23 protein-coding genes and 1 tRNA gene are annotated in these 20,573 nt (G+C 66.7%); 3 read left to right on the forward strand and 21 right to left on the reverse strand.

Features of this window, described 5'->3' with window-relative positions:
* Positions 1 to 8 precede the first annotated feature (8 nt).
* On the reverse strand, positions 9 to 851 hold the full coding sequence (locus SMAL_RS15820; protein WP_012511891.1) for an alpha/beta hydrolase: 843 nt from the start codon (positions 849 to 851) through the stop codon (positions 9 to 11).
* Positions 852 to 1,024: 173 nt separating this feature from the next.
* Between SMAL_RS15820 and SMAL_RS15825 the strand changes: the two genes are divergently transcribed.
* Positions 1,025 to 1,363, forward strand: coding sequence for a hypothetical protein (locus tag SMAL_RS15825; RefSeq protein WP_012511892.1), 339 nt, complete (start codon positions 1,025 to 1,027; stop codon positions 1,361 to 1,363).
* Positions 1,364 to 1,437: 74 nt separating this feature from the next.
* On the opposite strand, the gene SMAL_RS15830 is transcribed toward SMAL_RS15825, so the two are convergent.
* Positions 1,438 to 1,513, reverse strand: a tRNA-Lys gene (locus tag SMAL_RS15830).
* A 177-nt stretch (positions 1,514 to 1,690) separates the two neighbouring features.
* Here SMAL_RS15830 and SMAL_RS15835 point away from each other — a divergent pair.
* Positions 1,691 to 2,647 (forward strand): DUF2268 domain-containing putative Zn-dependent protease, encoded by a 957-nt coding sequence (locus SMAL_RS15835; protein ID WP_012511893.1) that lies wholly within the window; start codon positions 1,691 to 1,693, stop codon positions 2,645 to 2,647.
* A gap of 202 nt (positions 2,648 to 2,849) precedes the next feature.
* On the opposite strand, the gene queC is transcribed toward SMAL_RS15835, so the two are convergent.
* From queC to aspS, 18 genes are all read right to left on the reverse strand, one after another.
* The gene (queC, locus tag SMAL_RS15840) at positions 2,850 to 3,515 is read right to left on the reverse strand and encodes a 7-cyano-7-deazaguanine synthase QueC (RefSeq protein ID WP_012511894.1); all 666 of its coding nucleotides are present in this window, start codon (positions 3,513 to 3,515) and stop codon (positions 2,850 to 2,852) included.
* Between the two features lie 77 nt (positions 3,516 to 3,592).
* Positions 3,593 to 4,294, reverse strand: a complete 702-nt coding sequence (queE, locus tag SMAL_RS15845) for a 7-carboxy-7-deazaguanine synthase QueE (RefSeq protein WP_012511895.1) — start codon at positions 4,292 to 4,294, stop codon at positions 3,593 to 3,595.
* Positions 4,295 to 4,531: 237 nt separating this feature from the next.
* Complete coding sequence (gene ybgF, locus SMAL_RS15850; protein WP_012511896.1) at positions 4,532 to 5,350, reverse strand: tol-pal system protein YbgF; 819 nt, start codon at positions 5,348 to 5,350, stop codon at positions 4,532 to 4,534.
* Between the two features lie 3 nt (positions 5,351 to 5,353).
* Entirely contained in the window at positions 5,354 to 5,872 is a 519-nt protein-coding gene (gene pal, locus SMAL_RS15855; RefSeq protein ID WP_006386160.1) for a peptidoglycan-associated lipoprotein Pal, read from the reverse strand.
* Between the two features lie 64 nt (positions 5,873 to 5,936).
* On the reverse strand, positions 5,937 to 7,256 hold the full coding sequence (gene tolB / locus SMAL_RS15860; protein WP_006386162.1) for a Tol-Pal system beta propeller repeat protein TolB: 1,320 nt from the start codon (positions 7,254 to 7,256) through the stop codon (positions 5,937 to 5,939).
* A 296-nt stretch (positions 7,257 to 7,552) separates the two neighbouring features.
* The gene (gene tolA / locus SMAL_RS15865; RefSeq protein WP_006386164.1) at positions 7,553 to 8,608 is read right to left on the reverse strand and encodes a cell envelope integrity protein TolA; all 1,056 of its coding nucleotides are present in this window, start codon (positions 8,606 to 8,608) and stop codon (positions 7,553 to 7,555) included.
* Positions 8,598 to 9,026, reverse strand: coding sequence for a protein TolR (gene tolR, locus SMAL_RS15870; RefSeq protein WP_006386166.1), 429 nt, complete (start codon positions 9,024 to 9,026; stop codon positions 8,598 to 8,600). The genes tolA and tolR overlap by 11 nt, the downstream gene beginning before the upstream one ends.
* Before the next feature lie 24 nt (positions 9,027 to 9,050).
* Positions 9,051 to 9,830: a protein TolQ gene (gene tolQ, locus SMAL_RS15875; RefSeq protein ID WP_006386168.1), complete on the reverse strand. Its 780-nt coding sequence runs from the start codon at positions 9,828 to 9,830 to the stop codon at positions 9,051 to 9,053.
* A 10-nt stretch (positions 9,831 to 9,840) separates the two neighbouring features.
* A complete protein-coding gene (ybgC, locus tag SMAL_RS15880) occupies positions 9,841 to 10,272 on the reverse strand; it encodes a tol-pal system-associated acyl-CoA thioesterase (protein WP_006386170.1) in 432 nt (143 codons plus the stop codon).
* On the reverse strand, positions 10,262 to 11,302 hold the full coding sequence (gene ruvB, locus SMAL_RS15885; protein WP_010481595.1) for a Holliday junction branch migration DNA helicase RuvB: 1,041 nt from the start codon (positions 11,300 to 11,302) through the stop codon (positions 10,262 to 10,264). Before ruvB ends, ybgC begins: the two co-directional genes overlap by 11 nt.
* A gap of 127 nt (positions 11,303 to 11,429) precedes the next feature.
* Positions 11,430 to 13,349: a potassium transporter Kup gene (locus tag SMAL_RS15890; protein WP_012511897.1), complete on the reverse strand. Its 1,920-nt coding sequence runs from the start codon at positions 13,347 to 13,349 to the stop codon at positions 11,430 to 11,432.
* A 49-nt stretch (positions 13,350 to 13,398) separates the two neighbouring features.
* Complete coding sequence (gene ruvA / locus SMAL_RS15895) at positions 13,399 to 13,992, reverse strand: Holliday junction branch migration protein RuvA (protein WP_012511898.1); 594 nt, start codon at positions 13,990 to 13,992, stop codon at positions 13,399 to 13,401.
* A 13-nt stretch (positions 13,993 to 14,005) separates the two neighbouring features.
* Complete coding sequence (ruvC, locus tag SMAL_RS15900) at positions 14,006 to 14,527, reverse strand: crossover junction endodeoxyribonuclease RuvC (RefSeq protein WP_006386268.1); 522 nt, start codon at positions 14,525 to 14,527, stop codon at positions 14,006 to 14,008.
* Between the two features lie 129 nt (positions 14,528 to 14,656).
* Positions 14,657 to 15,388, reverse strand: coding sequence for a YebC/PmpR family DNA-binding transcriptional regulator (locus SMAL_RS15905; RefSeq protein ID WP_012511899.1), 732 nt, complete (start codon positions 15,386 to 15,388; stop codon positions 14,657 to 14,659).
* A gap of 162 nt (positions 15,389 to 15,550) precedes the next feature.
* A complete protein-coding gene (locus SMAL_RS15910) occupies positions 15,551 to 16,183 on the reverse strand; it encodes an esterase/lipase family protein (protein WP_012511900.1) in 633 nt (210 codons plus the stop codon).
* A 75-nt stretch (positions 16,184 to 16,258) separates the two neighbouring features.
* A complete protein-coding gene (locus SMAL_RS15915; protein ID WP_012511901.1) occupies positions 16,259 to 16,780 on the reverse strand; it encodes a GNAT family N-acetyltransferase in 522 nt (173 codons plus the stop codon).
* 32 nt (positions 16,781 to 16,812) lie between these two features.
* A complete protein-coding gene (locus SMAL_RS15920) occupies positions 16,813 to 17,145 on the reverse strand; it encodes a hypothetical protein (RefSeq protein ID WP_012511902.1) in 333 nt (110 codons plus the stop codon).
* Between the two features lie 16 nt (positions 17,146 to 17,161).
* Complete coding sequence (aspS, locus tag SMAL_RS15925; RefSeq protein WP_012511903.1) at positions 17,162 to 18,913, reverse strand: aspartate--tRNA ligase; 1,752 nt, start codon at positions 18,911 to 18,913, stop codon at positions 17,162 to 17,164.
* 158 nt (positions 18,914 to 19,071) lie between these two features.
* Here aspS and SMAL_RS15930 point away from each other — a divergent pair, with 158 nt between their 5' ends.
* Positions 19,072 to 19,815, forward strand: a complete 744-nt coding sequence (locus SMAL_RS15930) for a DUF3011 domain-containing protein (RefSeq protein WP_012511904.1) — start codon at positions 19,072 to 19,074, stop codon at positions 19,813 to 19,815.
* 110 nt (positions 19,816 to 19,925) lie between these two features.
* Here SMAL_RS15930 and SMAL_RS15935 read toward each other — a convergent pair whose 3' ends face one another.
* On the reverse strand, positions 19,926 to 20,567 hold the full coding sequence (locus SMAL_RS15935) for a hypothetical protein (RefSeq protein WP_012511905.1): 642 nt from the start codon (positions 20,565 to 20,567) through the stop codon (positions 19,926 to 19,928).
* Positions 20,568 to 20,573: the final 6 nt, after the last annotated feature.

A 20,573-nucleotide genomic window follows, 5' to 3' on the forward strand; every position in this document is an offset into this window, starting at 1 on the left:
ACGCAGGGTCAAGGCGAGGCCGGCGGCGGCGCCGGGAACAGCGTGCGCAGCGCCTGCAGGGCGGCCGGGTGATAGATCGTGGCGTGGGTTTCCTCCGGCAGCGGCAGGTACTTCACCAGCGGCGACGGCGAGGCCTGCTGCAGCAACGCGGCCAGTCGCGCAGTGGATGCGGCCAGTTCCGGCTGCCCGCTGCTGGCCAGGAACACCTGCGGCTGCGCGCGCGTCACCGCCGGCAGCTGTTTGGCCGCCCCGGCCAGCATCGCGCCATGGTTCCACCACAGGCTCGGGTCCAGCGCGATGTAGCTGTTGAACAGTGTCGGTTCCTGCAACAGCGTCTCGACCACGAACAGGCCGGCCAGCGATTCACCGATCAGCGCGCGCTCGTCGGTGGTCGGGTAGCGCTGGCGCACCTGCGGCATCAATTCATCGCGCAGGAAACGGCGGTAGGCCGCCGATCCACCGATGCGCGGCGCGATCTTCTGGTCCTGCGGGTCGTTGCTGGGGCCGGTCATGTCGCGACGGCGTTCGGTGTTTTCGATGCCCACCAGCAGGAACGGTCGCATGCTGCCGTTGCCGCTCAGCACCTGCACCAGCCCGGCCACATGCAGGAAGTCCTCGGCGATGCCGCCATCGGCCATATACAGCACCGGCAACGGCGCCTTCGGGTCCAGACCCCAGGGTTGTGGGCGGTAAACATTGATGCGGCGGGTTTCGCCCAGCGCCTTCGACTCGATGGTGAAGGTCTCGCCGATGACCAGTGGCGAGGCGGCAGCGGGCGACGCGGATTCGGCGGCCATCAGCGGCGCGGCGGAGACGACGGACAACAACAGCGACAGCGCGATCAGACGCATGGGGCGGTCCATTCTGGGAAAGCGCTGAGCATAGACCGCCGGAGACATTGTCGTTCGCGGCACTTTGCCGATCTACCGGAACTGGAGCACCATGGAGTCGGTGATGGTCATGCAACGCGCACCTTGGCTCACGGACTGGTCACCGCCACGCTCATGTCCACAAGGAGGTTCCCATGTTGAGTGTATTGATCGCCACCACCCTTGCTGCCGGCTCACCGCAGGCCAGCAACATTCCCCCAGCATCCGCCGCGTATGCGGACTGCCTGCTCGCCCACCTCCAACCGGGATTGTCCGACCACGCGATCCCGCTGCTGCAGCAGGCCTGCGTCGCGAAGTATCCGGAGAGCTACGTCGCATATTCAGAACTGGAACGCCGGATCAGCGCGCAGCGCCGGGCCGATTTCGAGGCGGCTCAAGCGGAGGCGGCGCGTTCCGCGAATGCGGCAGCGACGGCCGCACAGGAAGCTGCCGACGCGGCGGCCGCGAAAGCCAAGGGAATGCGGGCGAAGTAGAGGGCCTTGACCAGGCAACAAAAAAGGCACCGCATTGCGGTGCCTTTCTGAATGACCTGGGTCATTGGCTGCAATGGTGGGCCGTGAAGGATTCGAACCTTCGACCAAAAGATTAAAAGTCTTCTGCTCTACCGACTGAGCTAACGGCCCATTGCACTGCCCCGGCCTCTCGGCGGGGTGGGCATTCTACCCTACTTTGCCGGGCCGGGTGAAACCCTGGTGCATGAGGTTGCCGGCCAGCGGCCGGCACTACCCGATCTGGTGAGCCCGCTTAAACCTTCCGGGCCTCCGTCGCATCCCATCTGTGATCCTTCCCCGGAGCCACGGATGCGCCTGCCCTTCTGCCTCATTGCCGCCCTGCTGCTGCCCTGTGCGGCACTGGCCGCCCCGCCCCAGGTCGTCACTGAAGATATCGGCCGCTTCTGGGCCACCTATGACGCGGTGCGCGCCGAGCCTGATGCCGAGCGCCAGGTGGCGCTGGTCCAGCAGCACTACATCGATCCGGGCAGCCCCGGTCTGCACGCGCTGATGCAGGTCCGCAACTACACCGCCCGCGAGTACGCCGAAGCGATGCGCTCCTGGCCGCGCTTCTGGAACTCGGTACGACCACTTACCGCCAACGCGCAGCAGGCCAGCGCTACGCTGGAACGGGATCTTTCCGACTTCCGGGCGCTCTACCCGGCTTTGCGCCCGGCCACCATCACCTATGCGGTAGGCGTGCTGCGTACCGGCGGCACCACGCTGGGCGACAAGGTGCTGATCGGTGCGGAGATGGCGCTGGGCGATGAGCGTGTGGACGTGAGCGAGCTGCCGGAGCCGATGCGCAGCCGCCTGCGGATCTTCTACGACAGTCGGCCCGGTGCGAACAACGCGCAGAACAACCTGCACGAATACGTGCACACCCAGCAACGCGAGACCACCGGCAGCCTGGCCCAGTACGCGGTGCGCGAGGGTGTTGCCGAGTATGTGGCGGAGCGCATCAGCGGACGCCGGCCGGCGTTGCCGCTGTACACCTACGGGCCCGCGCACGAAGCGGAAATCCGCACGCGCTTCATTGCTGAGATGGACGGTGATGACCTGGACAACTGGCTGTACAACAGCGCCCGCAATCCGTTCGGGGTGAGTGATCTGGGTTACTACGCCGGCTACCGCATCGCGCAGGAGTACATGCGGCAGCAGGCCGATGAGAAGGCGGGCATCGCGCGGATGATCGAGCTGGACTATGCCGATCCGAAGGCGGTGCGTGCCTTCATCGAGGCGTCGGGGTGGTTGCGGGAGCGATAGCGCCGAGTCGTGCCTAGCGGACAATGCCAACCAAGGTTTGCACCCACCAGAGTCAGACCTCCCCGGTAGCGCCGGGCCATGCCCGGCGGACAGTGCCAACCAAGGTGGGCACCCACCAGAGTCAGACCTCCTCGGCATCGCCGATCCATGCCCGGCGAAGAGCGTGCGAACCAACGGTTCGCACCCACCATGCCATGGGCCGTCAGGCGTACAGCGTCGGGTCGGCTACGCCGGCCTCGGTGAAGCCCTGCGCGCGCAGGCGGCATGCGTCGCAGTGGCTGCAGGCGGCGCCGTTGGCGTCGGCGTTGTAGCAGGACACGGTCAGGCCGAAGTCCACGCCCAGGCGCACGCCTTCGCTGACGATCTGGCCCTTGCTGAGGAACTGCAGCGGTGCATGTACCTTGATGCCCGCGCCCTCCACGCCCGACTTGGTAGCCAGGTTGGCCAGCGCCTGGAACGCGGCCACGAACTCGGGGCGGCAGTCCGGGTAACCGGAGTAGTCCACGGCGTTGACGCCGCAGAAGATGTCGTTGGCGCCGAGCACTTCGGCCCAGCCCAACGCCAGCGACAACATGATGGTATTACGCGCCGGCACGTAGGTGACCGGAATACCAGCACCACCGGCCTCGGGCACGTCGATATCGTCAGTCAGCGCCGAGCCACCAATACTGCGCAGGTCCACGTCCACGGTCTTGTGCGCGATTACGCCCTGGGCCTTGGCCACACGGGCGGCGGCGTCCAGTTCAGAGGTGTGGCGCTGGCCGTAGCGAACGCTCAGGGCATGCACGGCAAAGCCCTGTTCCTGGGCCATGGCAATGACGGCGGCTGAATCCATGCCGCCGGAGAGAAGCACGACTGCCTTCTTCATGGGTCAATCTTCCGGTTTGGGGGAAAAGCCAGCACGCTGTCCCGCGCCGGAGCTACATCAGGGAACGCTGCGTGGGCTCATCGGCCCGGTTCGTCGTTCCACAGGATTTTATGCAACTGCATCTGGAAGCGCACCGGCAGCCGGTCTTCGACGATCCAGTCGGCCAGCTGGCGCGCGGTGATCTCGCCTTTGCTCGGCGAGAAGAACACGGTGCAACGCTTCACCAGATCGTGCTCGGCCAGCATGGCCTTGGCCCAGTCGTAGTCCTCACGGCTGCAGATGACGAACTTGATCTGGTCGCGCGCGGTCAGCAGCGGCAGGTTTTCCAGGCGGTTGCGCGCGGCTTCGGCCGAACCCGGGGTCTTGATGTCGACCACGCGCGACACGCGCGGGTCCACTGCGCTGACGTCCAGTGCGCCGGACGTTTCCAGCGAGACGTCCATACCGGCATCGCACAGCTTCTGCAGCAGCACCAGGCAGCGCTTCTGTGCCAGCGGCTCGCCACCGGTCACGCAGACATGGCGCACGCCCTGGGCCAGCACCTCGGCCACGATGTCGTCGATGTCCCACCAGGTGCCGCCGTGGAAGGCATAGGCGGTGTCGCAGTACTGGCAGCGCAGCGGGCAGCCGGTCAGGCGCACGAACACGGTCGGCCAGCCGGCGGTATCGGCTTCGCCCTGCAGCGAGGTGAAGATCTCGGTGATCTTCAGGCGTGGCAGCGGCGACTGCACGATCTCGCTGGGTGTGGCGGCGGCGCTGGACGGGGTAACGGCGGTCATGGCGGGGACTTCTTGGTGGGGCACGTGGCGGGTGGGCTACCGTGGCCGGTAACGAAAGCAGCCGAGCATGGCTCGGCTCTACAACAGCAGCCGGTCGGGTATGGCCCAGCCGGAAATGCACGCCGCCGGGCATGGCCCGGCGCTACCGGATCCGGGCGGGTTTGCCGGTCCGGAAACGAAAGCAGCCGAGCATGGGCTCGGCTCTACAGGACACGTATTGTACGCCCGGTCAGCGGATCAGCGGATCTGCTTGCCGAGGCGGATCGACTGCAGGCGGTCCTGCGCGGTGCGCGCGGCGTCCGAGCCGGGGTACTGCGCCACGACGGTCTCCAGCGTCTGCTGGGCCTGGTCGACCTTGCCCTCGCCGTACTGCGAGAGGCCAACCTTGAGCAGGCCGCCAGCGGCCTTGTCGTGGGTCGGATAGCGTGAGAGCAGTTCACGGAACTGGGTCTCGGCCATCGGGAAATTGCGGGTGGCGTAATAGCTCTCGCCCAGCCAGTACAGCGCGTTCGGCGCGTAGACGCCGTTCGGGTACAGCTGCAGGAAGCTCAGGAACAGCTGCGCCGAATCATCGTACTTGCCGGCCTTCAACGAATCGAAGGCGACGTTGTAGGTGGTGCGCTCGTCGCCGGTGGCGGCAAGGCTGCCGGCATCACCATGGACGGAAGGCGGCCGCTCGGAAGTGGCCGCCGTCGCGGGTTTTGCCGGGGCCGGAGCGGCCTTCGGCGTGCTCGCCGGAACGGGCGGCAGGGCCGGGGCGGCATTACCCCCTTCCAACCGGTTCAGGCGGCTGTCCAGATCCAGGTACTGGTCCTGGGCGGACTGCTTGAGCTGGGCGTTGTCGTGCTGCAACTGCTCGATCGAGGCCTGCAGGCTGGTGACCTGCTGCCGCAGCTGGTTGATCTGGTTCAACAGGTCCTGGTTGGCACTGTTGTTGTACATCTGCTGCTCGATCGCGCCGACACGGTCGGCCAGACTCTGTCGCTGTGCATGCGCCGGTGCGGCAGCCACGAGGGCTGCCGCAACGACCAGCATCAGTTTGATGCCAATGCGCATGGATTACTGCGCGGTGTAGACGATTTCGACGCGACGGTTCTGCGACCAGCAGGACTCGTTCGATTCGGTGCAGACCGGACGCTCTTCACCGTAGGACACGACGGTCAGCTGCGAAGCCGAACCACCGTTGGCCTGCAGGGCCGAGTTGACGCCGTTGCCACGACGCTCGCCCAGGGCCTGGTTGTACGCGCGCGAACCGCGCTCGTCGGTGTGGCCCTGCAGGGTGATGCGCGAGGACGGACGGTCACGCAGGTACTTGGCGTGGCAAGCCATGATGGCCTGGAATTCCGGCTTCACGTCTTCCTTGTCCAGGTCGAAGTAGACAACGCGCTGGCGCAGGCAGGCATCGGTGTCCAGGTCGCCCGGGCCGTACAGGCCGGAGGTGGACGGACCGGTCGGGGTGGTGGTCGAGGTGCCGGTATCGACCGGAGCCTGCGGCTCTTCCTTGACCTTCTTCGAGCAACCGGCCAGGACGGCCACAGACAGCAGGGAAACAAGCAGAACGCGGGTGGACTTGTTCATGGCGATACCTTTGTGGCTCCTAGGCCGATGAGGGGATCAAGACAGCGAAAATATTAACACTCTTTTAGCGCTGGGTACGGTATGGGGACCATGCCGGTTCGCGCACATCTCCGTCAGCCAGAACCAACCGCTGGCGCACGCGCGCATCGGCGGAAACGGCATACAGGACACCACGGCCACCCTCGCGGGCGGCGTACAACACCATGCTTGCGTTGGGCGCAAAGCTCGGAGACTCATCCAGCGAACCGGGGGACAGCGTGCTCCAGCGGGGCGAACCCAGCGAGCTGTCCATCATCGCAATCTTGTAGCTGTTGCCGGAGCCCTGGGCGACGGCGATCTTCTTGCCATCGTAGGACACCGAAGGCTTGGCGTTGTAGTTGCCCTGGAAGGTCACGCGCTCGGCGCTGCCGCCGCCCGCACCCACCTTGTAGACCTGCGGACGGCCACCGCGGTCGGAAGTGAAGTACACCGCGCTGCCGTCCGGTGCCCAGGTCGGCTCGGTGTCGATGGCGAAGTGGTTGGTCAGCTGGGCCAGCTGCTTGCTGCCCAGGTCCATCACGTAGATTTCCGGGTTGCCCGAACGCGACAGGGTCAGGGCCAGCTTGCGGCCATCCGGCGAGAACGCCGGGGCGCTGTTGATGCCACGGAAGCTGGTGACCAGCTCACGCGCGCCGGTGCCGATGTTCTGGATGTAGATGGCCGAGTTGCCACGTTCGAAGCTGACATAGGCCAGCTTACTGCCATCCGGGCTCCACGACGGCGACAGCAGCGGCTCGGCCGAACGCACGATGGTCTGCGGATTGAAGCCATCGGAGTCGGCCACCATCAGCGCATAGCGCATGGCATCGCCCTTGCCGCTGGCGGTCACGTAGGCGATGCGGGTCCAGAAGGCGCCGCGCACACCGGTGATCTTCTCGTAGATGGCATCGGCCATCTGGTGGGCGACGTCACGCATGGCATTGCCACGGGCGGTCATCGCCAGGCCCAGCAGGCGCTCGCCCTTGGGCACGTCGAACAGCTCGTACTCGACGCGGTAGGCGCCGGCACCGGCGTCGAGCACGCGGCCGACCACGATGTAGTTCTGCTTCAGCGCGCGCCAGGTGGCGAACTGGATGTCGCCGCCGCGCACCGGCTTTTCGACGATCTGCGCTTCCGGCAGCGTGCGGAACTGGCCCGAACGCTCAAGGTCGGCACGGACCACGCCGGCGACGTCGGTCTGCGGTGCGGCCGAAGACCCCTGGTAGGGCATCGGCACGACGGTGATCGGCAGCGCGGAGGCATTGCCGCCGATGATGTCGATATCCAGCCCCTTCTGCTGCGCAACGGCAGCAAAGGGCAGCAACAGGGCCGCAAACACGGCAAGCCAGCGAGGCATCTTTTTCATGGAGCGCTCAATAGGGGGAAACCGGAACGAGGGATAGCAAAGCGGAAGTGAACCGCTTCGCAATCATGAACCAAGGGTACGTGAATTCCGGGTCAGTTCCAGCCCGTCCTCTCACGCACCGTTAACGTCGTGGCTAACATCGCACCCACCGGCCTCGTCGGCCCCGATCACGCCCCCCATCGAAAGGCGGCGTTCCCGGGCGACGTCCAGCCTGCCCGGCTGAAACCGGGCCCGCCAGAGGCAAGCGCGACATCCGTGGGCGCAGGTGGCCCGATGGCCACCCTGCCCTGCCCGCCTCAGCGATCCTGGGCGGTAAAGGTGAAGTTGAGCGTGCGCGCGAACACCGACTCGAAACCGCGGTACGGCAGCGGCTGGGCGTTGAGCACCGCGGCCTCGATCGAACGCCTGCCGGCCTCGTCGTACGGGCAGTTCGGGCTGACCTTGGCCTGCATCACCGTGCCACCCGGAATCTGGGTGATGGTGATGGTGCAACGCTGGCCCAGTGGCACCGTGTCCGGACGTACCCACTGCGACAGCACCTTGGCCTGGATCGCGGCGGCGTACTTGGCCGAAAGGTCATCGCTGGTGCCACCACCACCGCCAGCCGGCTGTGCCGCACCGCTGGCGCCGGCGGCGGCGCTGCCGGCGGCATTGCGCGCAGCGGCGACCTGGCGCAGCTTCTGCTCGGCCAGCTTGGCTTCCTTCTCGGCCTGCTCACGGCGGGCGCGGATCTCGGCGATCTTCTTCTGCTTTTCGGCCTCGGCCTTGTCAGCGGCCACGCGCTCCTGCTCGGCCTGCTTCTTCTTCTCGTCCGCTTCCTGCTGCTTGGCCAGGCGCAGCTTCTGCTCTGCTTCTTCCTGGCGCTTGCGTTCGGTGAGGTCGATCTGCTCCTGGCGGCGCTTGGCTTCCTGTTCCTGCTTGGCCTTCTCCTGCGAGATGGCCAGCGCGCTCACGGCGTCCTGATCCTTGGTATCGGGCTGCGCGACACGCTCCTGCGCCTGTTGCTGCTGCGGCGTCGGCGCATCCTGTGGGCGCGGCTCGGGAATCGGCTGCGGCGGCGGAATGGTGTCTTCCGGCACCGGGATCGGCTCGGCGACCGGCGGCGGCAGGTCTTCCAGCTTCTCCGACTGGCGCAGGGCCTGGCGCGCGGCAGCGGCCTCGGACGAGGACAGCGCCAGGCTGGCCTCGACCGACGGATCGCCGGCGGCAGCGTCGGTGTTGCGCTGGGGCGACCACAGCCAGGCGCCGATGAAGATCAGCGCGACCAGCAGGTGCACCAGCACGGCCAGGGCCAGGGGCAGGCCCCAGCCGGGTTCGCGCTGATGCGGGGGTGGCAGGGCGTCAGCGTGCATCGGTGGCCAGGCCTACCTTGTCTACCTTGGCGCGCTTGATCACATCCATCGCGGCAATGACCTTTTCATAGGCCACGGCACGGTCGGCGGCGACGATCACGCGCACGCCCTTGTCCTGGGCGGCGATGCCGGCCAGGCGGCCTTCCAGTTCCTCGGCCGACACGGCGGTCGGCTCTTTGGCGTCAGGCAGCTTCAGGCTGAGCTGGCCGTCCTGGCGCACCGAGACGATCACCGGGTCCTGCTTGCTTTCCAGCGCCTTGGCGTTGGAGTTGGGCAGGTCGACGTCGAAGCTCAGGGTGAGCAGCGGTGCGGTGACCATGAAGATGATCAGCAGCACCAGCATCACGTCGATGTAGGGAACGACGTTGATTTCCGATTTCAGCTTGCGGCGCTTGCGGCGACCGATGGCAGCGGACATGGCTTGGACTCCCGGGTCGGTCGCTTACTCGTCGCCAGCGCTCTGGCGCTGCAGGATGGAGCTGAACTCCTCGGCGAAGGTCTCGAACCGCACCGACATGCGCTCCACGCGAGTGGTGAAGCGGTTGTAGGCCCACACCGCCGGAATCGCCACGAACAGGCCGATGGCGGTGGCGAACAGCGCTTCGGAAATACCCGGGGCGACCGCTGCGATACCGGCCTGTGCACCGCTGCTGATCATGTCGTGCATGGTCACCATGATGCCGAACACGGTGCCGACCAGGCCCACGTAGGGGGCGGTCGAGCCGATGTTGGCCAGCAGTTCCAGGTTGCGCTCGAGCTGGTCGACTTCGCGGGTGTAGGTGGTGCGCATGGCACGCTGCGCGCCTTCCAGCTGCGCACGGCCGTCCAGCCGGCGCTTGTCGCGCAGGCGGCTGTATTCGCGGAAACCGGCTTCGAAGATCGCTTCCAGGCCGCCGACATTACGGCTGCGGTCGGTGGCCGAGCTGTACAGCTTGCCCAGGTCCGCACCGGACCAGAAGCGGTTCTCGAACTCGTCGGCTTCGCGCGTGGCCTGCTTGAAGATGCGGGCCTTGCGGAAAATGATCACCCAGCTGACGAACGAGCCGACCAGCAGCGCCAGCACGATGATCTTCACCGGCAGGCTGGCCTTGGCCATCAGTTCGAGGTAGTTGATGCCGCCGCCGGTGGTGGCCTGGGCAAGGGTCTGTGTCGCGGCGTTGCTGACGTCGGCCGGCAATGCCTCGGTGACCGTGGCCTGCAGGGCCAGGAGCGTTGCGATCATCCGTTGTTCCTCAATGTTCGGATTCGGGGTGGAGGTGGGGTTTCAGCACGGCAAGGACGGCTTCGTCCATGCCACGCGGGCGAAAACTGGCCGCTTCCAGTGCGGCGATGCGGACCTGGGCCGACAGCAGTAGTTCGCCGTCGCGCAGGATCTGCTGGTCGAAGGCCATGCTGGCCTTCTTCAGCTGGACCAGCGTGGCGCTCACCTGCAGGGTGTCATCCAGCCGTGCCGGCTTGATGAAATCCATCTGCATCGAACGCACCGCGAAGACCATCCCGTGCTCGGCACGCATGCGCTCCTGGCCATAGCCCAGCGCACGCATCCATTCGGTCCGGGCCCGTTCCATGAAGGCCACGTAGCGGGCGTGGTAGACCACGCCACCTGCGTCGGTATCTTCCCAGTAAATGCGTGTCGGCCAACTGAATCGGGGCTCAACCGACATCGGGAACCTCGGCGAACAGGTCCTGCGGCGGGTTCTTGGGCTTCAGGCCCATGTGCCGGTAGGCCTTGTGGGTGGCCATGCGGCCACGCGCGGTGCGCACCAGGAAGCCCTGCTGGATCAGGTACGGCTCGACCACGTCTTCCAGCGTGCCGCGCTCTTCAGACAGCGCCGCAGCAAGCGATTCGATGCCGACCGGGCCGCCATCGAAGTAGTCGACCATGGTCTTGAGCAGGCGACGATCGAGCTCGTCGAAGCCTTCCGGGTCGACCTTGAGCATCTTCATCGCAGCCTGGGCCACGGCCTCGTCGATGTGGCCGCCGGCCTTCACCTGCGCATAGTCACGCACGCGGCGCAGCAGGCGGTTGGCGATACGCGGGGTGCCACGCGCGCGACGCGCGATCTCCCCTGCCCCATCGGCGGTGCAGTCGATGGCCAGGATCGCAGCCGAACGGCGCACGATCCGGGTCAGCTCCTCGACGCTGTAGAACTCCAGGCGCTGGACGATGCCGAAGCGGTCGCGCAGCGGCGCTGTCAGCAGGCCGGCACGGGTGGTGGCACCGATCAGGGTGAACGGCGGCAGGTCGATCTTGATCGAGCGGGCGGCGGGGCCCTCGCCGATCATGATGTCGATCTGGAAATCTTCCATCGCCGGGTACAGCACTTCCTCGACCACCGGCGACAGGCGGTGGATTTCGTCGATGAACAGCACATCGTGCGGCTGCAGGTTGGTCAGCAGCGCGGCCAGGTCGCCGGCCTTTTCGATCACCGGGCCGGAGGTCACCCGCAGGGCCACGCCCAGTTCGTTGGCGATGACATGGCTGAGCGTGGTCTTGCCCAGGCCGGGCGGCCCGAAGATCAGCACGTGGTCCAGCGCGTCGCCACGCCCCTTGGCCGCCTGGATGTAGATCTCCATCTGCTCGCGCACCGGCACCTGGCCGAGGTAGTCGGCAAGGCGCTTGGGGCGGATGCTGGCGTCGGCGGCGTCATCCTCGCGGGTGGCGCCGGCGCCGATGATGCGGTCGTCGGTCATGCCGTGATTATGCGGTAAATGGGCGCATTCCGGGGCCGGAAGCACGGTAGTGCCGGCCGCTGGCCGGCAACCCCATGAACGCCGGCGGCATTACGGGATGCCGGCCAGCGGCCGGCACTACCAGACCTCAGATCTCCACCTGGGCGCCCAGTTCCACCAATCTGTTGCCCGGGATCCGGAAGAAGCCCGTCGCCGGGGCGGCGTTGCGATGCATCAGCGCGAACAGCTTGTCGCGCCAGATCGGCATGCCGCGGTTGGCGGTGGCGACGATGGTTTCGCGGCTGGCGAAGAAGGTGGTGTCCATCGGGTCGAAGTAGATGCCGCCGTGGTCGCACGAACGCATCAGCGCCAGTGGTACGTCCGGGGTCTCCATGAAGCCAAAGCGCACGTAGACCCGGTAGAACTCGTCGCCCACCGATTCAATCTTGAGGCGCTGCCCCTCCGGCGCATACGGTACCGGCAGGGTTACCACGTGCAGGAACACGTTGCGCTCGTGCAGCACCTTGTTGTGCTTGAGGTTGTGCATCAACGCATGCGGGGCCACGGTCGGGTCGGCGGTCAGGAACACCGCGGTGCCCGGCACGCGTACCGGCGGCGCCAGCATCAGGCCCGGCAGGAAGGTATCGATGCGGATACCGTCCTTGCGGATTTCATCGCGCAGCAGTTCGCGGCCACGACGCCAGGTACGCATCATGGTGAACAGGAAGATGCCCAGCACAACCGGGAACCAGGCGCCCTGCAACAGCTTGGCGCCGTTGGCGATGACAAAGCCCAGGTCAATGACGAAGAACACCACGCACAGCGGCAGGATCCAGTTGCGCGCCTTGGGCCACAGCGAGCGCGCGACCAGGGCCAGCAGCAGGGTATCGATCAGCATCGTGGCCGACACCGAGATGCCGTAGGCCACGGCCAGGTTGGACGAGCTGCGGAAGGCCAGCACCAGGCCGATCACCATCACCGCGATACCCCAGTTGATGCCCGGGATGTAGATCTGGCCGATGGTGTCGTGCGAGGTGTGCTTGATGCGCATGCGCGGGATGTAGCCCAGCTGCATGGCCTGGCGCGAGACCGAGAACGCGCCGGTGATGACCGACTGCGAGGCAATCACCGCTGCCATCGTGGCCAGGATGATCATCGGGTACAGCGCCCACGACGGCACCGCTTCGAAGAACGGGTTCTTTACCGCCTCGGGGTGGTTGAGCACCAGCGCGCCCTGCCCCAGGTAGTTCAGCACCAGGCACGGCAGCACGAAGAAGTACCAGGCGTGGCGGATCGGCTTGGCACCGAAGTGGCCCATGTCGGCGTACAGCGCCTCGCCACCGGTCACTGCCAGCACCACCGCGCCCAGGATGAAGATGCTGTGCCAGCCATGTTCCATGAAGAAACGGATTGCCCACCACGGGTTGAACGCCTTCAGCACTTCCGGCGCGTCGACGATGTTGTAGATGCCGATCGCCGCCAGCGAAATGAACCAGATCGAGGTGATCGGCCCGAACAGCTTGCCGATCTTCGCCGTACCGAAGCGCTGTACCGCGAACACGGCCAGCAGCACCACCACGGTGATCGGCACGATGAAGGCATGCAGCCCCGGCGCAGCGACCTCCAAGCCTTCGACCGCACCCAGCACCGATATCGCCGGCGTGATCACGCCATCGCCGAAGAACAGCGAGGCACCGAAAATGCCAAGGATGCCGACCACATAGGCCGAACGCGACCCATTGCGCAGCGTGCGCTGGGTCAGCGCCATCAGCGCCATGATGCCGCCTTCGCCGTCATTGTCGGCGCGCATGATGATGGTCACGTACTTCAGGGTGACCACGATGTTCAACGCCCAGAACGCCAGCGACAGCACGCCCAGCACGGTGTCATGGTCGCTGTTGAGCCCGTAGTGCGGCGAGAACGCCTCCTTCAGGGTGTACAGCGGGCTGGTGCCGATATCGCCGAAGACCACGCCGATCGCACCGATGATCAGCGCCAGGCCTCCGGCTGGAGGGGCGTGACCGTGGCCGCCGGGGGCGGCTGCGTGCGGGGTTTGACTGCTGGACATGGGACTCCTGGCGGGGCTCAGGCGGTTCGTTGGAGGAAAGGAAAGCGGGTCAGCGCAGCGCCGACTGCAGCGCCTTGCGGATCACGATGGCCACTTCATCACCTTCATTGAAGGCTTCGCGGGCCATCCGCGCCGCTTCAGCCGGCTTGTAACCCAGCTGCTGCAGGGCCACGGTGGCATCGGACAGCGGATCAGCCGGGGCCGGGCCACTGCCGGTCGGCAGCGCGCCACCGGCACCGAACTGGGCAGCGCGGTCGCGCAGCTCAAGCACCATGCGCTCGGCGGTCTTCTTGCCGATGCCGGGGATGCGGGTCAGCGCGGTGATGTCGCCAGCCTGGACCATGCGCGCGAACTCCTCGACGGTGACACCGGACAGCACGGCCAGCGCGATCTTCGCGCCGATGCCGCTGACCTTCTGCACGTCGCGGAACAGGCGCCGCTCGCCCTCGCGCAGGAAGCCGTACAGCGAGACGCTGTCTTCCTTCTGCGAGTAATGGGTGTACAGGGTGACCTCGCGGCCGAGTTCGGGCAGGTCGTAGAAGGTGCTCATCGGCGCCTCCAGCTCGTAGCCCACTCCGTTCACGTCCACCACCAGCCACGGCGGCGCCTTGTAGGCGACGATGCCGCGCAGTCGACCGATCATTGCGTGCAGCTCCTCATTTGCGGCCCCACGCCTGGCGGGCACTGAGCCCCAGGCGGTTGGCCGTTGCCCTTACGTGGGCATGGGTGATGGCCACCGCCAACGCGTCGGCCGCGTCGGCCTGCAGCTTGGTTTTCAGGTTGAGCATGAGCCCGACCATGTGTTGAACCTGTTGCTTTTCGGCGCCGCCGCGCCCGACCACCGCCAGCTTGATCTCGCTGGCGGCATATTCGTGCACCGGCAGGTCGCGCAGCACCACGGCCGAAATCGCCGCGCCACGGGCCTGGCCCAGCTTCAGCGCCGAATCGGGGTTGCGTGCCATGAACACGCGTTCGATGGCCACTTCCTGCGGTTCGTACTCACGGCAGAGGTCGGCCAGGCCCAGCACCAGCAGCTTCATCCGCTGCGGGAAGTCATCAGCGCCCAGCAGCACCAGCGGTTGGTGATGCACATGGCTCACCCGGCCGGTGGCATCGACATCGATGATGCCGACCCCGGTCCGCTGCGAACCCGGGTCGATGCCAAGAATGCGGGTCATGCGGCACACACGCGGCTGCCGAAGGCCCGGGACGGACGCTGGCAGCGGCAATGGCAGGAAACGGCTGGGGTCATCATGGTGCGCATTGTCCGCTCACCGGCCGCCAAAGGCGACCGGTGATGCGTCCGTTCAGGCGTACGCGTCCGCGCCGAGATCGGCGTTGGAGTACACATCCTGTACGTCGTCGAGGTCTTCCAGCATGTCCAGCAGCTTCTTGACCTGCAGGACGGTGTCGCCTTCGACCTTGATGTCGTTGTCGGCTCGGAAGGTCAGTTCCGCATGATCCGGCGTGCGTCCGGCCGCTGCCATCGCTTCCTTGACCGCGTGGTAGCTGTCGGCGGCGGTGAGCACGTCGATCGCGCCATCTTCGGGATAGACCACGATGTCGTCCGCACCGGCCTCGATGGCCGCTTCGGAAATGGCGTCCTCATCGGCACCTGCGGCGAAATGCAGCACGCCCACGCGCTTGAACATGAAGCTCACCGAGCCTTCGGTGCCCATGTTGCCGCCGCACTTGCTGAACGCATGGCGGACATCGGCCACCGTGCGCACGCGGTTGTCGGTCAGGCAGTCGACGATGACCGCCACGCCACCCGGGGCATAGCCCTCGTAGCGGATTTCCTCGTACTCGACGCCTTCCAGCTCGCCGGTGGCCTTCTTGATGGCGCGCTCGATCACGTCCTTGGACATGTTCGCGGTCAGGCCCTTGTCCATCGCCACGCGCAGGCGCGGGTTGTTGTTGGGGTCGCCTCCACCGCCGCGCGCGGCAACGCCGATCTCACGGATGATCTTGGTGAAAATCTTGCCGCGCTTCGCGTCAGACGCGTTTTTGCGGTTTTCGATGGAGGGGCCTCTACCCATGGGTCTTTCCGTACGTGCGTTGATGGATAAGGCCGCGGATTCTACCTGATCGGGCCCCGTGACCGTGTCGAGGCCGGCCAGATGCCGCCGGGCATGGCCCGGCGAAGAGCGTGCGAACCAACGTTTCGCCCCCACCAATGGAGGACGTTCGCGCCCACCGACTTACGCGGCGGCGGCGTCGCGACCGTGCTGGAACTGGCCGTGACGGAGGAAATGCGCGGTCTGCCGGGCTGCATCCGGCGACACCACCAGGCCGCTGTGGCTGGTACGCACCACGCAGTGGTCAGCCAGCCCCGGCAGCCGGGTCTCGGCCAGCGCCACGGTACCGTCGGAGGCATCGTCAATGGCGCCGAGCAGGCTACCCAGCCCGTGCGGGACCGAACCAGCGATCAGGCCGACCTCGGCTTTGCCCTGCCAGTCCGGCAGGCCGTCCAGCAGCAGATCGCTGCTGCGGCCCAGGGCCAGGCCCCAGCCATGTTCGGACAGCGAACGCGCCGTACCACTGCCGCGCAGCGGTGACCCCAGGCAGACCACGCGTTGCACCGGCAGCTGCGGATTGCGACGCAATGCCTCCAGCGCCAGCAGTCCGCCCAGGCTATGGCCGACCAGCGACAGCGGGCCGGCATCGGCCAGCCGCTCCAGCAGCTGCGGCACGGCCACGTCCGGGCCGCCGAACACCGAGGAGTAACCAAACGCATGCACCTGGAAGCCACGCGCGCGCAGGCGCCAGGCCAGCGGCCCGACCCAGGCGCGGGCGTTCCAGATGCCATGCAGCAGTAATACGGGGGGAGTCATGCAAACAGCCTGGCAGTCAGCGGGGCAGGAACGTACGGTGATTGGACACGCGCGCGCAGCAAGCGGCGGTGAACGTCAGGCCTCGCGCGGTGCGCGGCGCAGGATGAATTCAAGATCGTTCGTGTCGCCGACCGGGAACAGGTACTCGCCGACCTTCTCGAAACCATAACGGGCGTAGAAGCGCTGCGCACCAAAGTTTTCCGACCACACGCCCAGCCACAGCGTGCGCGGGCCCGGCTGTTCCAGCCAGGCCAATGCGGTTTCCAGCAGCCGGCTGCCCCAGCCGCAGCTCTGCTGCGTCTTGATCAGGTACAGCCGCTTGAGTTCGCCGTCACCAGGCTTCACCTCGGGATGCGGCAGGCCACAGGGGCCGGCGGCGGCATGGCCGACCGCCTCCCCATCCAGTTCCAGCAGCCACACCGCGTAATCGGGGTGGGCCAGGATCGTGCGCTGGCGCTCGACCGTATAGGACTCATCCAGGAACGCCTGCAGGTCCTGCGGCGGATAAAGATGTCCGAAGGTTTCGGTGAACGTGCGGGCGGCCAGCGCCGACAGGGTCGGCGCGTCGTCCACAGTAGCGCGGCGGATCGAATACATGGGTCGAGTTGACGTCAGGACAACGGTTCGGGTCAAGCCCGTTCCGCCGCTGCCTTCTCGTCTTCTTCCTCTTCCTCTTCGTATTCCTCGTCGTCCTCTTCTTCCTCGCCGTCTTCCTCTTCTTCGCCTTCCTCGTCCTCGTCGTACTCTTCCTCTTCGTCGTCCTCGTAATCCTCGACGCCGAAGTCTTCACCGTCCCAACGGCCTTCGCCGTCGGCGACGAAGGTCAGGGCCATCGCCGCCGGGTTGGTTCCGACGCGAACCAGCCAACCACCGAACACGCGCGCACGCTCGGTGACCAGGGTGGCCTCGGAGCCTTCATTGCCCAGCTTTTCCCACTCCAGCGAAAACGCAAACTCGGTCATTGCCTGGATCTCCTGATCAGTTGGTCTTGGGGCGAACCTGGATGTGCACTTCGGCCAGCTGCGCGTCGACGATCGGCGACGGCGCGTCGGTCATCAGATCCTGTGCACCGGTGGTCTTCGGGAACGGGATGACGTCGCGGATCGACTCGGTGCCGGCCATCAGCGCGGCGATGCGGTCGATACCGAAGGCGATGCCACCGTGCGGCGGCGCGCCGTAGTTCAGCGCGTCGAGCAGGAAGCCGAACTTGGCGCGGGCCTCTTCGGCACCGATGCCGAGCAGTTCGAACACCGCGCTCTGCATGTCCGGACGATGGATACGGATCGAACCGCCGCCGATTTCATTGCCGTTGAGCACCATGTCGTAACCGCGCGAAACGGCGGTACGGGCATTGGCGCGCAGGTCGGCGATGTCGTCCACAGCCGGTGCGGTGAAGGGGTGATGCAGGGCGACGTAGCGCTGTTCTTCCTCGTCCCACTCGAACATCGGGAAGTCGGTGACCCACAGCGGTGCCCAGCCGTCGGCGACCAGGCCGAAGTCCTTGCCGGCCTTCAGGCGCAGCGCGCCCATGAAGTCGGAGACCTTGTTGTAGCCACCGGCGCCGAAGAACACGATGTCGCCGTTGCCGGCACCGACGTGCGCGACCAGGGCGGCGAAGGATTCCTCGCTGAAGAACTTCTGGATCGGCGAGCTGACTTCGCCGTTGTCGGCGATCTTGATGTAGGCCAGGCCCTTGGCGCCGTACTTGGCAGCATGCGCTGCATACTCGTCGATCTGCTTGCGGCTCAGCGACGCACCGCCCGGAATACGCAGCGCGGCGACGCGGCCGTCGGCATCGTTGGCCGGGCCGGTGAACACCGGGAATTCACTGTTCTTGACCAGCTCGGCCACGTCCACCAGCTCCAGCGCGATGCGCAGGTCCGGCTTGTCCGAACCGTAGCGACGCATCGCCTCGGCCCAGGTCATGCGCGGGAAGCTTGCATCCAGTTCGACGTTGACCACTTCCTTGAAGATGCCGCGGATCATGTCCTCGACGAAATCCTGCACGTCACGCTCGCGGACGAAGGCGAACTCCATGTCCAGCTGGGTGAACTCCAGCTGGCGGTCGGCACGCAGCGCTTCGTCGCGGAAGCAGCGCGCAATCTGGTAGTAGCGGTCGAAGCCGGCCACCATCAGGATCTGCTTGAACAGCTGCGGGCTCTGCGGCAGGGCGTAGAACTCGCCCGGGTGCATGCGCGCCGGCACCAGGAAGTCACGCGCGCCTTCCGGGGTGGCCTTGGTCAGGATCGGGGTCTCGATGTCCTGGAAGCCCTTCTCATCCAGGTGGCGGCGCAGGGCCTGCACCAGCTTGATGCGGGTGCGCTGCATGCGCTGCATTTCCGGACGGCGCAGGTCCAGGTAACGGTACTTCAGGCGGGTTTCCTCGCCCGGGTTCTCGTGGGCGTGGAACGGCAGCGGCGCGGCCTTGTTCAGCACGGTGATGGCAGTGGCGATCACTTCCACCTTGCCGGTACGCATCTTGTCGTTGACCGCGTGGCGGGCGCGCACCACGCCTTCCACCTGCAGCACGTCCTCGTAGCCCAGCGACGCGGCCACGGCGAACACTTCGGCGTTGTCGACCTCCACCGTCACCTGCACGATGCCTTCATGATCTCGAAGATCGATGAAGCAGACGCCGCCCTGGTTACGGGCCACGTCGGTCCAGCCGGCGAGGGTGACAGTCTGGCCAATCAGGGTCTCATCGACCAGGCCGCAGAAGTGGGTACGCATGGGGGGAAGCTCCGCTGGAGAACGCCGGCGCCCGATGGGGGCCGGAAAGCCTCGTATTCTGCGGCCGAGGCCCCGGCCGGGGCAAATCCTGCCAGTCACATCGGCTTGATCGCCCCCCTCCCTATAGTCGGGCACCTGCCACCGTATGGGATGCCGCCATGAAACCGCTGTCCCTGGCCAGCCTGGCCGTGACCCTCACCCTGGGTGCACTGGGCACCCTCGCCCTGCCCGCCCCGCCAGCCGCTGCGCAGAACGGCGTCATCCGCTGCGAAAGCCAGAGCAACCGCGAACGGGTCTGCAACACCGGCTGGCGCGGAGCGCAGCTGGTCCGCCAGCTGTCCGGCAGCCCCTGCGAGGAGGGACGTAGCTGGGGCAGCCGCAGTGGCAGCATCTGGGTCACCAACGGCTGCCGCGCCGAGTTCGTCGAGGCTCGCGGCGGCTGGGGCGGTGGCAACGGGGGTGGCTGGGGCGGCAACAACGGCCGACCGGGCGAAACGATCCGCTGCGAAAGCCAGAACAACCGCGAGCGCAGCTGCCAGGTCGGCTGGCGCAATGCCCGCCTGGTCCGCCAACTGTCCGGCAGCCCCTGTGATGAAGGCCGCACCTGGGGCGTGCGCAATGGCGCGATCTGGGTCAGCGGCGGCTGCCGCGCCGAGTTCGCCGAGGCCCGCGGCTGGGGCGGCGGTGGCGGCTGGGGTGGCGGCGGTGATCGCAACTACTCCATCACCTGCAGCAGCAACAACAACCGCTCGCAGACCTGCGACTGGGATGAGCGCCAGGGTCGGCCGGTGCTGCAGCAGCAACTGTCCGGCAGCGCCTGCCAGGAAGGCCGCAGCTGGGGTTACTCGCGTGGCCAGGTGTGGGTAAGCAACGGTTGCCGGGCGAGATTCGGCACGCGTTGAGTGAATGGGCGCGGACGCGGCCGATTCGTGGGTAGCGCCGGGCCATGCCCGGCGAGCGCAGCGGCAGAAGACGGCCGCCGGGCATGGCCCGGCGCTACCGGCCTGCGAGGTCAGGGTGCCGGTGGCGTGTCGTCGCCCCACGGCGCTGGCGGCAGGTCCACCGGCTTGCTCAGATCGAACTGCACGCGGAAGCGACGGCCGTCGGGCCGGGTCAGCTCGTAGACGAAGGTCTGATCGGGATCGATCTCCATCGCCCAGGTGTTGTGGGTCGACGCCAGCATGTCGGCACGGCGGAACATCGCCACCGAATCCGTATCGGCCGGGAACTGCTGGCGCTCGGCGGTCCCCGGCGGCGTGCTGTCGCCGCCATACAGCGTGATCGCATCGGGGCTGCCGTCTGCATGACGATGATCGTGCTTCAGCCGCAGGCCGCTCGCGGTACGGGTCAGCACCCAGGTGCGCGAGTGGTCATCGCCGACATGGAACGGGATACGCAGCTCATGCGCCGGGTCGGCACAACCACGAACGTGCATGACCAGGCGCTGGCCGGCGAACGGGTCCTTGCCGGTGGGTGCCGGGGTGTCCTCCACCACCCTGCCGGCGTAGGCCTGGCCGCAATGTGCGGCCACGGCGGCCATGAAAGCGTCGGCCGGTGCGGTCGCCAGATCATGGGCGACCGTGTCGGAGCGCTGCGTACACGCAGCGAGGCTGAGCAGGAGGGCGGAGGCGGTGACGGCGGCGGGCAGTTTCATACCCCA

Source organism: Stenotrophomonas maltophilia R551-3 (assembly GCF_000020665.1).
Classification (GTDB): domain Bacteria; phylum Pseudomonadota; class Gammaproteobacteria; order Xanthomonadales; family Xanthomonadaceae; genus Stenotrophomonas; species Stenotrophomonas maltophilia_L.

Bases quoted from the DNA above. Each gene is read 5' to 3' on its own strand.
- SMAL_RS15835 (WP_012511893.1), top strand. From the start codon at position 1,691: ATGCGCCTGCCCTTCTGCCTCATTGCCGCCCTGCTGCTGCCCTGTGCG.
- queE (WP_012511895.1), bottom strand. From the start codon at position 4,294: ATGACCGCCGTTACCCCGTCCAGCGCCGCCGCCACACCCAGCGAGATC.
- SMAL_RS15890 (WP_012511897.1), bottom strand. From the start codon at position 13,349: ATGTCCAGCAGTCAAACCCCGCACGCAGCCGCCCCCGGCGGCCACGGT.
- SMAL_RS15825 (WP_012511892.1), top strand. From the start codon at position 1,025: ATGTTGAGTGTATTGATCGCCACCACCCTTGCTGCCGGCTCACCGCAG.
- ybgF (WP_012511896.1), bottom strand. From the start codon at position 5,350: ATGCGCATTGGCATCAAACTGATGCTGGTCGTTGCGGCAGCCCTCGTG.
- pal (WP_006386160.1), bottom strand. From the start codon at position 5,872: ATGAACAAGTCCACCCGCGTTCTGCTTGTTTCCCTGCTGTCTGTGGCC.
- aspS (WP_012511903.1), bottom strand. From the start codon at position 18,913: ATGCGTACCCACTTCTGCGGCCTGGTCGATGAGACCCTGATTGGCCAG.
- tolQ (WP_006386168.1), bottom strand. From the start codon at position 9,830: ATGATCGCAACGCTCCTGGCCCTGCAGGCCACGGTCACCGAGGCATTG.
- SMAL_RS15930 (WP_012511904.1), top strand. From the start codon at position 19,072: ATGAAACCGCTGTCCCTGGCCAGCCTGGCCGTGACCCTCACCCTGGGT.
- tolR (WP_006386166.1), bottom strand. From the start codon at position 9,026: ATGTCCGCTGCCATCGGTCGCCGCAAGCGCCGCAAGCTGAAATCGGAA.
- SMAL_RS15915 (WP_012511901.1), bottom strand. From the start codon at position 16,780: ATGTATTCGATCCGCCGCGCTACTGTGGACGACGCGCCGACCCTGTCG.
- ruvC (WP_006386268.1), bottom strand. From the start codon at position 14,527: ATGACCCGCATTCTTGGCATCGACCCGGGTTCGCAGCGGACCGGGGTC.
- SMAL_RS15935 (WP_012511905.1), bottom strand. From the start codon at position 20,567: ATGAAACTGCCCGCCGCCGTCACCGCCTCCGCCCTCCTGCTCAGCCTC.
- tolB (WP_006386162.1), bottom strand. From the start codon at position 7,256: ATGAAAAAGATGCCTCGCTGGCTTGCCGTGTTTGCGGCCCTGTTGCTG.
- tolA (WP_006386164.1), bottom strand. From the start codon at position 8,608: ATGCACGCTGACGCCCTGCCACCCCCGCATCAGCGCGAACCCGGCTGG.
- SMAL_RS15910 (WP_012511900.1), bottom strand. From the start codon at position 16,183: ATGACTCCCCCCGTATTACTGCTGCATGGCATCTGGAACGCCCGCGCC.
- SMAL_RS15905 (WP_012511899.1), bottom strand. From the start codon at position 15,388: ATGGGTAGAGGCCCCTCCATCGAAAACCGCAAAAACGCGTCTGACGCG.
- SMAL_RS15920 (WP_012511902.1), bottom strand. From the start codon at position 17,145: ATGACCGAGTTTGCGTTTTCGCTGGAGTGGGAAAAGCTGGGCAATGAA.
- SMAL_RS15820 (WP_012511891.1), bottom strand. From the start codon at position 851: ATGCGTCTGATCGCGCTGTCGCTGTTGTTGTCCGTCGTCTCCGCCGCG.
- queC (WP_012511894.1), bottom strand. From the start codon at position 3,515: ATGAAGAAGGCAGTCGTGCTTCTCTCCGGCGGCATGGATTCAGCCGCC.
- ruvA (WP_012511898.1), bottom strand. From the start codon at position 13,992: ATGATCGGTCGACTGCGCGGCATCGTCGCCTACAAGGCGCCGCCGTGG.
- ruvB (WP_010481595.1), bottom strand. From the start codon at position 11,302: ATGACCGACGACCGCATCATCGGCGCCGGCGCCACCCGCGAGGATGAC.
- ybgC (WP_006386170.1), bottom strand. From the start codon at position 10,272: ATGTCGGTTGAGCCCCGATTCAGTTGGCCGACACGCATTTACTGGGAA.